At 37.6% G+C, this 13,197-nt stretch carries 12 protein-coding genes and 1 pseudogene; 1 reads left to right on the top strand and 12 read right to left on the bottom strand.

What is annotated here, in order from left to right:
- From A3KS_RS21670 to A3KS_RS0116245, 8 genes are all read right to left on the bottom strand, one after another.
- A partial coding sequence (locus tag A3KS_RS21670; RefSeq protein WP_035356447.1) for a transposase occupies positions 1-216 on the bottom strand: 216 nt, incomplete at its 3' end.
- Positions 217-243: 27 nt separating this feature from the next.
- Positions 244-3,297, bottom strand: a complete 3,054-nt coding sequence (gene brxC, locus A3KS_RS21665) for a BREX system P-loop protein BrxC (RefSeq protein ID WP_242834784.1) — start codon at positions 3,295-3,297, stop codon at positions 244-246.
- A gap of 13 nt (positions 3,298-3,310) precedes the next feature.
- Positions 3,311-3,868: a DUF1788 domain-containing protein gene (locus tag A3KS_RS0116270; protein ID WP_026395805.1), complete on the bottom strand. Its 558-nt coding sequence runs from the start codon at positions 3,866-3,868 to the stop codon at positions 3,311-3,313.
- An 11-nt stretch (positions 3,869-3,879) separates the two neighbouring features.
- Entirely contained in the window at positions 3,880-4,485 is a 606-nt protein-coding gene (locus tag A3KS_RS0116265) for a DUF1819 family protein (RefSeq protein ID WP_026395804.1), read from the bottom strand.
- A 50-nt stretch (positions 4,486-4,535) separates the two neighbouring features.
- Positions 4,536-4,727 carry a helix-turn-helix domain-containing protein gene (locus A3KS_RS0116260; RefSeq protein WP_026395803.1) on the bottom strand — a complete coding sequence of 64 codons (192 nt, stop codon included), beginning with the start codon at positions 4,725-4,727 and terminating at the stop codon, positions 4,536-4,538.
- 738 nt (positions 4,728-5,465) lie between these two features.
- Positions 5,466-5,750, bottom strand: coding sequence for an STAS-like domain-containing protein (locus A3KS_RS21660; RefSeq protein WP_051355953.1), 285 nt, complete (start codon positions 5,748-5,750; stop codon positions 5,466-5,468).
- Positions 5,751-5,775: 25 nt separating this feature from the next.
- Positions 5,776-6,123: a helix-turn-helix domain-containing protein gene (locus tag A3KS_RS0116250; RefSeq protein ID WP_156913322.1), complete on the bottom strand. Its 348-nt coding sequence runs from the start codon at positions 6,121-6,123 to the stop codon at positions 5,776-5,778.
- Positions 6,124-6,378: 255 nt separating this feature from the next.
- Positions 6,379-7,623 carry a hypothetical protein gene (locus tag A3KS_RS0116245; protein ID WP_026395801.1) on the bottom strand — a complete coding sequence of 415 codons (1,245 nt, stop codon included), beginning with the start codon at positions 7,621-7,623 and terminating at the stop codon, positions 6,379-6,381.
- A gap of 346 nt (positions 7,624-7,969) precedes the next feature.
- Here A3KS_RS0116245 and A3KS_RS0116240 point away from each other — a divergent pair, with 346 nt between their 5' ends.
- Complete coding sequence (locus A3KS_RS0116240; RefSeq protein ID WP_026395800.1) at positions 7,970-8,308, top strand: helix-turn-helix domain-containing protein; 339 nt, start codon at positions 7,970-7,972, stop codon at positions 8,306-8,308.
- 478 nt (positions 8,309-8,786) lie between these two features.
- Here the strand turns inward: A3KS_RS0116240 and A3KS_RS0116235 are convergent, their stop codons facing one another.
- The 4 genes and pseudogenes from A3KS_RS0116235 to A3KS_RS23810 all read right to left on the bottom strand — a co-directional run.
- Entirely contained in the window at positions 8,787-11,171 is a 2,385-nt protein-coding gene (locus A3KS_RS0116235) for a ribonucleoside triphosphate reductase (RefSeq protein ID WP_026395799.1), read from the bottom strand.
- Positions 11,172-11,298: 127 nt separating this feature from the next.
- A complete protein-coding gene (locus A3KS_RS0116230; protein WP_026395798.1) occupies positions 11,299-11,991 on the bottom strand; it encodes an anaerobic ribonucleoside-triphosphate reductase activating protein in 693 nt (230 codons plus the stop codon).
- 149 nt (positions 11,992-12,140) lie between these two features.
- Positions 12,141-12,716: a class I SAM-dependent methyltransferase gene (locus A3KS_RS0116225; RefSeq protein WP_026395797.1), complete on the bottom strand. Its 576-nt coding sequence runs from the start codon at positions 12,714-12,716 to the stop codon at positions 12,141-12,143.
- Positions 12,717-13,007: 291 nt separating this feature from the next.
- Positions 13,008-13,197: pseudogene (locus A3KS_RS23810) on the bottom strand (group II intron reverse transcriptase/maturase); the annotation flags it as partial.

Raw genomic sequence — 13,197 nt, 5'->3', positions numbered from 1 at the left:
AAGCTCTTTTTCGAGCTGTTTTAAACGATTGGGATCTGTTATTGGGATATTCCCTGGATTATCACAATAACCAACCTTTCCGGTTTTAGCTTTGCTGATCCACGTGTACAAGGTATCGAGCTTTATACCTAATCGCTCTGCAGCCGCTTTGTTGCCGATCTCATTTGCCAGTTTCAACGCTTCATAGCGTTCTTCGGCACTATATACTTTTTTCATCACTAGTCAGTCCTTTTTATTTTTATTTTACCTCATTTCCTTGCAATTTGGGACTGCACTTTTATGATAACACTCCATTTTGATTTTTTCACTAGCCTCAACATCGGTGACAAAGTAATCACGTTCGTTTTGCAAATCGCGCTGTAATTGTCTGGCCGCATCAAATATCGACCGTTGGGATTTAAAGAACGTTTCAACCTCCTCCATATCCTCGGAACTGTACAGGAGGTCATCCTGTCTGGCAATCAGACGTGTAAGGAGGGCGACATTATCGCGTTTTTGCGAAAGGATGTCATAAATCAGGTCGCGGGCGGTGGTGACTACCTCTTTTTGGGGATAACGGTCGAGGTTGTATTCGTCAATGAGTTTTTCGTAGTGCGCCAGTTTTGGCTCAAGGGTGTCTTTTACGAAGTTGATCAGACCATCCTCATCTCCGGGAATACCCATCTGACCGAGCCATTCGCGCAGGAAGGTAATGCTCTTACGCATCAGTTCCTCACTGGGAGCAATTCTGCGGCTCACGGCAGCCTTTTCGATTTCTGATTTTTTACGCAGATACCCGACAAGGTTTCTGTCGTCTTTGGCTACCACTGCCCCGCCATAACGGATTTCAATTTTTTGTGAAACAATCAGTCGTGCCATAATCGCAGCGATGTCCACCTCGCGCCAACCATAGGGGATTGCCTGGTAACGACGCTGTACGTCGCCCATCGACACCGGAACGTGGCTTATATAGCGTTCCTCCAACCATTGACTTACCTCATTCAAGGCAAACTCATTATTTGCTCCCTGACCGGGAAAGCCGCCTTGTTCTGGCTCGCCGTTTAAAATCTTAATAATATCGGCATCACTCTCTCGGAACACATTCACCAGGTTTAGCTTGGAATAGACACTCTCGATCAATTGTTTCATTGCATCATCAAGCTTGCTTCTGGTCTCGCCAGATTTTATTTCAACCTTTTCGCCACAGATAAAAAATGTTCCTTCTGCGATCGCTTTTTCAATCTGCTTTTTAGCACTATCTTCAAGTTTCCGGGCCTGAGCCTGACGCTTGCGGATGATATCCTGGATGCTCTCAGGTAACTGAGACACGTTCTTCTGTTTAATGTATTTACGAATTTTTGCCGCAGTTTCGAGTTCTTCGAAGTATTGTACCGTACTTGAAAGCCGGACGATTATTTCGTTGTTGGACTGCGAATCCATTATTAACTTTGCATCAGGCGCATGGTAATAGTCACTAGCGACGGTAACGAAACACAGGCGCACACCACCAGATGCCGCACCAACGAGGGTTTCATCGATATACTGGTCGTAGGCGAAGTCGTACTTGTTAAACTTATATTTCTTGGAAGGGTAAATTTCTGAAAAAATCGTCTGTCCGATACTACCAACAATCGCCCCGCTGTCAACGGTTGTTTTGCGGATGTCGCTGGCAATGTCCTGCTCCTCATCTGTTAAAAATGAATAAGTGTCGCCATTACGTGCGACGTAATTCTGTGCGACCAAACGCTCCAGCGATGCGGCTATTTCATGACGGAGGTTGATCTTGTCGGTTCGGATATCATCCACCATCAGAATGGCGATATTGTCGATGTTCGCCTTGATGTCTTCAATGTAACGGACAAGATAAAGCAGTTTCAAAACGCTTACGTCACGTTGTTCTAAACCGTCATGTTTGTCAGCGGCATTTTGGGATCGGTCAATAACCCGACGGATCGAGCTTTCAAGAAAGGTATGGACCGTATCATAGAACTGTGAGAATGGCACAATAGCATTTTCATCGTTGCCTTGTACCTTCTGGGCCGCCTCCTGAAACCCGGACAGCATCGAACGCTCACCGCCGGAGAGATGCTTACCGGCGTTACCATGCTTGCGTATTTCAGCAAGGACTTTTTGGATAATAATAAACTGGTAAGGTACAAATGGATACGTCGCAGAAAACTCCGCGCCATCGGTATATCCCTTGATGTCCAGTATCGCATCATTAAACGTAAAGAGATTTTTCAGCACAGCGTGTTCTTTGTCATAAACCATCCGCAAAAGCCCATCAGCATCTTCTGTTTTTTCGAGAATACGCTTTTTAATGACCTCATCCACTGAAGCCGAGGACAGTGAGAGTCGCGTGTTGAAACGCCCCTGAATCTTTGAGAAATCGTCGCCGCTGATTTTCACCACCGAATCAATAGCTTCCTGGCTCGTGACCATCACCCAGACTTTGCCACAACATTTGCTGCCGACTTCTTCAACAATGGATTGCAGATTGATCATCAGGTCACTGTCGTCACCGATGTATTGGCCAACTTCATCCACGCAGAAAAGCAGACGGAAGTCCTTCCCTTTGCTGTCAACATAAGATTTTATTTCTTCAACCAACTGCTTGATGCTCATATCAGTATTTTCTTCGCCATTGAACCAATTGCGGGCGGAAATTTCACTCATGCCGAGGACACTTTGCAGGACAGACACGATATCATCCTCAAAGAACGCACAGGCAGCGCGGCTCTCCAACCATGATGCACCGTTAATTTCTTCAAAGGCCATGCGAAATGCCTCGGTCTTACCCTGCTCATCAATGAAGCGTTCGAGTTTGGCAATTTTTAAGTCCTCACCGTAAAAGCCAAGATGGTTATAGAAAACCTTGGTAAAAACCCTTAAGACTGCGGTTTTGTCTTTGTTAATGGGGCCTTCAATATCGATATTAAAGAGGATTGACTCAGTGGGGATATTTGTGCAACGAACGACGGTGGCATACATCATCGGATCGTCAAACTTGTCTTCGAAGAAATCAACTGCCTTTTTATTTCCAACTTTAGCATTTGATATAAGATAAGACAGAATTTTAAGAATGTGAGATTTACCACTTCCAAAGAAGCCAGAAATCCAGACTCCAACTTTGTCCGTGGGATGATCGATGGCTTTAGCATAATTATCGAAAAATGTACTGAAATGGCGGCGTAGTTCTCTCGTGATGATATACTCATCAAGTTCCTGAACGAGACTTACTTCATCATCTTGAGCTACTTTGATAACACCGTTAATATCGCGATTAATATCCTTTTGGAACATATTTTGAATTTTCATGTCTTTCCCCCTGTTAAAGTAGATTGAATGCCCGATAATAGTTCCCGTCATGGAACTTATCAAACAGGTTTAAGCTTTGCCCGTTAAACTCTCCCGGATAAAACATCACAATTGGAATATCTGAGAATGCTTGCTGCATTGTATCGAGCATCTTATGTGACCTCATAAACGGGTACACTTTCCCAATGCCCGTCAAAAATAGCACATCACCATATTTGTGTGGCTCATATTTCATCTTTGCCAGAAATTCCTCCTGGGTAGCGATCTTCTGTAACTGAGCAAGGAGGTAGTCCTTGCCTTTTTTCTCTTCAAGCCCTGGTACGGTGCCAAGCACACGCTTTTCAGCCAAAATTTCCAAAAGAATCTTATACATGTCTCTCTCAATAATCCGAAATTCATCGGATGAACTGTTGACCAGTCGCTCAATATAATCCCGGACGATTAACTCATGCTGCGGTGCATACTTGAATACGTGAATCCCGACCTCGTTGGATAACCCTTTATTGGCAAGGAAGTTTGTATCGGAGATTCGCGCTTTAATTCGATCCAATTCTTGTTTTATATCAGTCATTGTCTTCACTCCTACCTGAAACAATTAAAAGCCGCAAGGGCGGTTAAATCGTTATTCTCACGGATCCCGTTTTCAAGCTCCGCACTGATAAAAATAGGGTTCAGCTCGCAAGCGCGAACATTGTCGAGCATCTCTGTTTCGATCAGGCATTTAGTCAGTACCTGTTTGAGTTTCGCTATTGTTTGCTCACTCCAGGTGGCGATATTATCGTTTTGCTCTCGCAACCGTGAAAAAAAGACATTGATGTCTTTCCTACTATAGGAGAAATCATGCTGACGGTATTTCTCGCCAATCAGGCTGGTCATAAACTCATGGACAAGGCGATTATAGCACATCATCGCATAGAGATTTATTTGCTTTGCCACTTCAACCGGTGCATTTGCCAACTCATAGACCAATTTGTCATTGTCAAGGGCAATAATTCTCCGATGGCAGGCTCGTGCTAATTTTGATATCTTCCGTTCAGTCGGGTACTGAAACAAATTATCGCATTTTATAACTTCAACGATTTCGTCAATTGATTTTCCCTCCAAGTATAGTTTGGAAACAATTCTTATTTCATAGAAGAGAAATTGCTCGGCAGTCAGGCTGCCGTTATACATCATTGTTGTATCCATATTAATCAATCACCCACTTATATGCTCCGTTGACTCTTGTCATCGCCAGCTTATTCAATCTCGGCACTTTTGCCGCTATCTACCCAAGCATCTATTTCAGATATTTTAAATTTGTATTGCTTACCCACCTTTCGATAAGGAATCGCTTCTTTTTTTATCCAGTTGCGAATTGTATCCTTACTAACGCCCAGGTGTTCGGCAACTTCTTCAAGACTTGACCACTTTTCAGGTGCATTCGTCATTTTTCCCCTCCTTAAAAAGCCAAACAAACTATCACTAGTCTGCTTATTTCTATCCAGCAATATGATTGAAGTTCTTCTGATATTGATATTTATTTTGCAAATAAATATCAATATCAGAGCGAAACAATCAAATCTACATGATCCCATGTAATAAGTATAAATCCAACTAATTCCTATTAATTAATTTATTTTAGCAACATCAATGCAAAATGTCAATCTCAGGTGGAAATAATTTATGTAAATTACAATAATACAAATACATCGATCTCGGTGCTCGGTTTATAGTCAATACAGATGAAGGCTACCTACCCGTTTACTACAGCCAGCATAAAATCAACACAAAAATGTAAAAAAAAATGAAAAAAGCTGTCGATATATAAAAAAAAGGAGAACATTATGAATAAAATATGGTTTAAATGCAATAAACTATGGAGAGAATATAAGTATTGAAGAAAAAGAACTGATAATTAATGAAAAAGCACACGTATGTCGCGAAGTAGAATCTTTTAAGCGTAAAATCAATAAATCAAATCAAAAATTCCGCAGAATGCAAAATATGAACGTTTCCGATTTAATATCAATACGCTGTTCAATTTGACTTGCAAATCATAAAAAGGATATGGAGAGCGTTGCTTATGAAGATTTGTTAATTTGAGCGCTAAGAATCCTTTATATTTGGATTCACTGAAAATTACACATTAAATTTCAAACACATTCTGAGAAACAATTCATATTTTGCTACTTCACATTTTTATTATTAAAGCAATTTTCCGTGTTTAAAATTCGTTTTATCATTCCCATGACTTCATTATTTGCATTGACGAAATTTATTTTCATTTTTGGGTTTTTGTTCTGAAATACAACAAATATTTCATGACAAAATGCCTGACCAATGTTATCAATATCTTCAAAATCAAGGGTAATCTCTTTGACAGCATTTGAACTCTCTATAATGCGTCTTGCCTCAGATCTTGACATGGGATACTTATTTTTACATAAATTTTTCAGTTTAATTTCTATCATATCAATTCCTTCTTTTTCAATAATTTCATCTTTGTACTAGCCTGCCAGTTAATAAATTATTCATTTCTTTTGAATTACGCACAATTTTATTAATTCTTGAGATTCCTGTAAGATCATCACTACTTATTGTACTAAAATCAAAATAGTAATCTTGCTGCAGCTCATCTGTTATTCCTTCCATTAAATCGTTACATGAACAACTAAACAAGTCGCATATTTTTTCAAGTTGATTGATGCTTAATCGAAGTTCACCTTTTTCGAATTTTATTATTTGTTTTTGATCAATTCCTAAATATTCCGCAAAGCACTTCTGACTTAAACATGCTTTATCGCACATCATCTTAACTTTAAGCCCAACACTATTTCTATTCATTGCAGTTTCCGTAATCAATTTCCTTTTCCAACATATTAAGATTGTGATCGTGAATACTTGCAACAAATAGAGCCCCTCCGCACTCAGTGCAATAAGCTTTTAATCCCCGAAAATTACATTTATATCCTTTGATTTTCTTTTCAATCCACGCTTCTTTAACTAAATAGGTTGCTATTTAATGACATGTTTCGCAAAATGTTGTCGTCATTGTTGATTTCCTCCTTGAGCTTATTATTAGGGTTCCTTGACAGTTTATTATAGTAGCTTGATATTAGGTGGCTCATTAAATCCATCATCATTAATTAAAAGAACTAAATTGAATAAAACTAGACTTAAGATGCTCTGCGGAACTTCTCTATTTCGCGAATACTTTATAATGTCCCATCCATTTTCCAGTGCACGCTCACCATAGCTCTCCACACCATGAATAGCAATATTTTTAGCGTAATTTTTTGAAAATCGATGTTCAAGATAAGCTTTTGAAGCACTTGCAACTTCTTTCCAGATTAACGCATAAACCTGCGAAACAGAGAAATTTTCCAGAAGCTTCTCAATAACAATATTTGTTTTTTTACCAAATTGAGTGTTAAAGCCAACAGCACTTAATTGATATTCAAAATAGACGATGCACTCCTGTTTTGCGATAACTTTCCACAATCCAAACGCTTCTTTGATATTTACTTCGGAATTATAATAATTTCCCAATAATAATTTCTTTACCAATGAATCAAATCCGTCATCGCAGGTTACATTAATGATATACCATGTTTTATAAAGACAAAACGCATGTGGAAAATTATCCAAGAAATTGAAATTACCATTTTGACCTTCCCAACCGAAAGCAGTTATATCCGAAATCGGACTTGGAATTATTATATTGTGTTTTACTAATTCAGAATATATTAGTGTTGTATAATCATCTGAAGGCGAAAGGGGCTTGTTATAAGCAAAGGATTCCAATGGCTGAATTTGCCTGGTTGAGGTATAATTTTCAACCAGCAAGACTTTGCAAATTGTACTCAAAAATACTTTATGAGTAAAACATAATTCATCAAAATCCAAAGGTTTATTATTTCTAATGTTAAAAGCGCTTTCTATAACTTCACGAATTTTCCCGATTCTTTTTTCTCTATCTTGTCTTTCTTTTTCTATTCTTTCTTTTGCAATTTTTTTTAAAGTTAAACAATAGTCACAAGTACAATGATCTGATGGATTATTTGTGTGACCACACTTCAAACAAAAAAGTTCATATCTACTTATAGACATTTTATTACTTTTTGATTTTTGATTTGAATATTGGTATGTTCCGCAATTTGGACATGGATGATCCTGATGAGAAATCGGAGGAAATAATTTGACTAATTTACTTAGGGGTACATGAATATCAAATTCTTCAAGTAAGGCTTTCACGTTTTCATTTTCATAGTAACGATGGATTAGTTCATTCTTTTGACTTTCCGACAAATGGGATAAGTCTTTATGAATTGTTTCTTGGCTCATTTTTCCCTCATATTTAGAAATAATTGTATAATATTTTATTGCGTTGATGTAAAAAGAAATTTGAAAGTCTTCGATATTAATCCCATGAATCATCAATCAAGAAGAACGATTATTTCTCAAATAGATTCGTCTAATTTTCAATTAAACACTTTTAGAACACAACATTTTCACTCTATTTTCAAAGCTCATCTAAAATAAATTAATTAATAATTACCAACGAAGCAATACTTTGAGTATTAAAAACGCAAATACAATATCAATAGTATAGCAGAACGACTATTTCATATCAATAGTATATAGAAAACAAGAAAAAATACTTATAGACTGTATCGAAAGGAGTGAGTCTATGAGCGATCTAACAACCAAACTTGGTAAACGTATCCGAAACTATCGACTAAAACTTGGTTTTAGTCAGGAGCAACTTGCCGAAAAATCCTATTGTCATCCAACTTATATTGGTCAAATTGAAAGAGGCGAGAAAAATCCTACCATTGAAAGCATCGAAAAAATTACAAGAGCTTTGGGAATCTCTCTTTCTCAATTACTTGAAAAAATAGATTTCGAAAGTCATTCTGAAAATCAAATTCCTGAAAAATGTTATGAGCTTATTCTGTCAAAAAATCATACTGAACAGAAAAGCATATATTCCATTCTCCTTGAACTTGACAGATATAAAAATGAATAAAAACTATCAAATACAGGAAAATATGAGATCTTCCTAAATACTAATAGTGTGAAATTTAAGGGTCAATCCAGCTACTCAACAAAGAAGAATTTTATCCAGGGTTAAGCCATATCACCGATGATGCAATAGTTTTTTTTTGACATGGTCGATAACAACTGGACTGATAGTGGGTGTTTGACCGTGCAGATAGGATTTCACGGTCGGAATATACAGTTTTGACAAATTAGTTCTAACGGTTTAAAATAATAATAGAAACACTTATTCACTTTTTGCGGGAGCGATTAATGTTTTTATCAACGAAAGCACAAAAAGATAAGTCGGAGAAAGTGTAATAAACACGCCTTCTCCGACTTATCTGTATGTTTAACCATATAAACTATCTTCGTTGATATTATTTTAAATGAAAAATTTCAACACTCATATTTGGGGCAGTTATTAGCAATAGGTTCATAATTAACATGGCTTTCGCTGTCAAATCTTAGTGTAATTCAGCAAAACTTCTTATATTTGAAGCATTTACATAGAGTGCGAATTCAGATCCTTGATGAACAACCAGCGTAGGGGCGCTTCTAATTCCATACTTTGACGCAACATCTGCATTCTTTTCTACTTCGACAATCTCATAGGGAATATTTGCCTGCTTCAAAAATCCCTTTGCTGTTTTACAGTTTGGGCATGTCTTTGTGGTAAACAGCAACAGTCTATCCTCCGTCTTCTCAACATTATTCGTCGAAGCTGTAACCTTCTCGTCTGTCTGACGGACCTCCTTGGAATCAATGGTCAGATCTTTGTTCTTCCCTAAATTGTACAGTTTGCGATCCTTGAATTCCTGGGTTTTACCTTCATTCCAATTTTGTACAGGTCGGTAATAACCTGTAATCCGGCTGTAAACCTCAGTGGTTTCTCCACATTGGTCACAAACATATTTTTCACCATTTATGTAACCATGATTTTTACAAATCGAGTATGTTGGAGATAAAGTATAATACGGTAATTTTGAATTCTCCGCAATCTTTCTCACTAACGTTGCGGCGGCTTTCCAGCTTGGTAGTTTTTCGCCCAAAAAGGCGTGAAAAACAGTACCGGAAGTATAAAGGGTCTGTAGTTCGTCTTGATTTTCCAGCGCCTCAAAAACATCATCTGTAAAGCCTACCGGCAGATGAGAAGAATTTGTATAATAGGGGGTCTCCTCATTTTTAGCAACAGTAATAATATCCGGATATTGTTGTACATCATGCTTGGCGAGGCGGTAAGTCGTACTCTCTGCTGGTGATGCCTCAAGATTATACAGATCTCCGTATTCTTCTTGGTAATCAGAAAGGCGATCCCTCATATGGTTTAGTACATCTTTTGCAAATGCATGAGCTTTCACATCCGAAAGATCTTTTCTCAGCCACTTCGCGTTTAGAGTGGCCTCGTTCATTCCAATCAGCCCAATAGTAGAAAAATGGCTATCAAAATTACCCAAATAGCGTTTGGTATAAGGATATAGCCCTTCATGGAGCAACTTTGTTACAACATTTCGTTTGATCTTCAAGCTTCTTGCTGAAATATCCATCATCTTATCAAGTCGATCATAAAAATCTGCTTCATTACTCGCCAGATAAGCAATACGAGGTAGGTTGATTGTCACAACTCCAATAGATCCCGTGCTTTCTCCACTCCCAAAAAAACCTCCGGATTTTTTCCGAAGTTCCCGTAAATCTAGTCGCAAGCGACAACACATACTACGGACATCACTTGGCTCCATCTCACTGTTGATATAATTTGAGAAATAGGGGGTACCATATTTGGCTGTCATTTCATACAATAAACGATTGTTTTCTGTATCGCTCCAATCAAAATCTTTTGTGATGGAATAAGTCGGGATGGGATATTGGAAACCACGTCCGTTCGCATCGCCTTCGATCATAATTTCAATGAAAGCTTTATTAACCATATCCATCTCTTTTTTACAGTCTTTATATTTGAAATCCATCTCTTTTCCGCCTACGATGGCAGATAGCTCTGCCAAGTCATTTGGCACTACCCAGTCCAGCGTAATGTTAGAAAATGGAGCTTGTGTTCCCCATCGCGAAGGCGTGTTTACACCGTATATAAAACTTTCTATGCATTTTTTTACTGAATCATAAGAAAGATTATCCACTTTTACAAAAGGAGCAAGATAAGTATCAAAGGAAGAAAATGCCTGGGCACCTGCCCATTCATTTTGCATGATTCCAAGGAAATTCACCATCTGGTTACACAATGTGGCCAAATGACTGGCTGGCGAAGACGTAATCTTACCTGATATGCCGCCCAATCCTTCCTGTATCAATTGTTTTAGGCTCCAACCCGCACAATAACCTGTCAACATCGATAGATCATGCAGATGGATATCTGCGTTACGATGGGCATTCGCTATTTCTGTGTCATAGATTTCACTCAACCAGTAGTTTGCTGTAATGGCTCCAGAATTACTCAGAATTAATCCTCCTACCGAATAAGTAACGGTAGAATTTTCTTTTACCCGCCAGTCTGTCACGTTTAAATAGCTGTCAACCGTATCTTTAAAGTCTAGAATAGTTGACTTCATATTGCGCATTTTTTCATGTTGCTTCCGATATATAATATAAGCCTTTGCTACGTCAGCATAACCACTTTTGATCAACACGGTCTCTACACTGTCCTGAATATCTTCTACCGCAATTTTGCCATTGAAGATTTTCGGTTCAAAATCGCCGGTTACCTTCAATGCCAAAAAATCAATGATCTCTGGATGATATTGCTTGTTTTGTGACTCAAAGGATTTTGTAATTGCTTTACATATTTTTGCTAAGTTAAATTCGGCGGTCATCCCGTCCCGTTTCGTTACCTGATACATTTAATACTACTCCATTCATACTTATATTCACTAACATTTTAGCATGCGAAGAACAAAGAGTCAACGACCAAATACAACATATAGCGATAACATAAAATCCAAAGCACAATATATGTTATACGTTTACTTATATACCGCGAAGCTCAACTGATGGGATTATCGGCCGAATAAGCTCTTGAAAATCCTGAATTTCTTCTCTTGAAAAGCCACTAAGACCACTCTTCATTACGTCCCCAGAATCAACAAAATTCTGGAGATAATAGTGCTCTGCTCCTTTGATCCATTGCGCAATGGCCTGAATATCTTTGCTTGTATGTAATTGGCGCACAACAGTAGTTCTGAACTCATAAGGTACTCTATTTGAAAGTAAAAGGTCGACGCTTTCTTTGACAGGATCAAGGTTATAGTTATTAATTCCTATGGTTTGTCCATAAGAATCTGGTGAATTTTTAATATCCATTGCAACATAATCTACAAGTCCCGTTTCAATTAGCTGTCTTAATTTTTGGGGCAAACTTCCATTGGTGTCTAATTTCACTAAAAAACCTAACGACTTAATTTCCCTTATAAAACTTTCAAGCTGATCTTGTAACAGTGGTTCACCTCCTGTAATACACACACCATCTAAAATGCCTATGCGTCTCTTCAAAAAATCAATAACTTCATCCTGTAAAACACCCTTCTCTGATAGCTTATTTTCTACAATGGATGCATTATGACAAAATGGGCAACGATAATTACATCCGACAGTAAAAATAGTACAGCAGGTCTTATCAGGATAATCCAATAAGGATAATCTTTGGATGCCTCCTATATTCATTTAAAACTCCTTTCTTCAAGAAAAATGACAATATTCCTTTCCATAGTTTTTGTCTGCAAATTTCAGCAATGGATTAGCTCTCAGGACTCTTTTATAAAGACTTTGTTTGGCCAATTAAGCTGGGAAAATTAAAATAGTTATTTTCATCTTCATTTTTTTATAAATACTAAACCATAATGATAGGGTGGTAGATCAACATGTTTATCTAAAGCAAGCCCTGCTTTTAATGCCCACTTTATAATCATTTCAGGCTTTGGTCTTATTTCCATAGATGGTCCTCGTGGCGTTTTTTCATATTTCCAATGCGTTATTGCAATTCTACCATCATCATTTAAAATATTATATGCATTTTTAAGAAGTGTAATCGGTTCCTCACAGTGAAGGATATTAAATAATGTTATAAAATCAATTTCACCCTTATAGTTATTCAACATGTTTAAAGTGCTGTCGTTACAGATATCACCATTTATCAATTGAATTTTCGAAGAATTATGTTCCGTTATTTTATCACGACAAACCTCAATCATGGCATCATCAATGTCAATTCCGATCGCCTTTGAACTTACAATTTCTGCAATCGGCAATAAGAATATTCCATAACCACACCCGATATCAATTAAAGTTCTTATTTGGCTATTAATGCCGATTTTGTTTATCATGTCTATCGGTTTAAAAAATGCATCCCACGTAGCTTCTGATGGCATTCCTGACTCTCTGTATTTCATTCTCTATTCCCCATTATCTTTCACTAATATTGAATTTCTATTAAACTATTTTCACAAGCTTTTTAAGTCATAGTATTCATATCATATACAAATAAAATTAAATCTATATTTATCACATTCAAACTAAGCTTTCCATGGATCTTGAGTTTAATAACAATGTAAGCTAAGACACATCGCTAACGAAAGTTAAGATCGAGTAGCTAGAAATCCGGGTAATTAGTCCGGATTTCTTTGCTCTCACAGAACCGTGCTTACGTTTGCCGTACACGGCTCCTGAAATCTCTCACCGAATTAATAATAATTCGACAGTAACCCAACTTTATATTGACATAAATCGATGAGTCCCAGATCTTCAAAGTACTGGTTTGGGAGTAACATATGGATGATATGGACATTTGAATTCTTCCATTTCGTCACGGCCATCTTTTCACCACTACCTTTGATTCCCTGTTTTCTCATTGCCTTATGCATGGCTTTATAT

The sequence above is a fragment of the Acetobacterium malicum subsp. dehalogenans DSM 11527 genome, assembly GCF_000472665.1.
Taxonomy (GTDB): Bacteria; Bacillota; Clostridia; order Eubacteriales; family Eubacteriaceae; genus Acetobacterium; species Acetobacterium malicum.
Note: the sequence above shows the minus strand (reverse complement) of the source record. Positions and strands in the feature narration are given on the sequence as shown.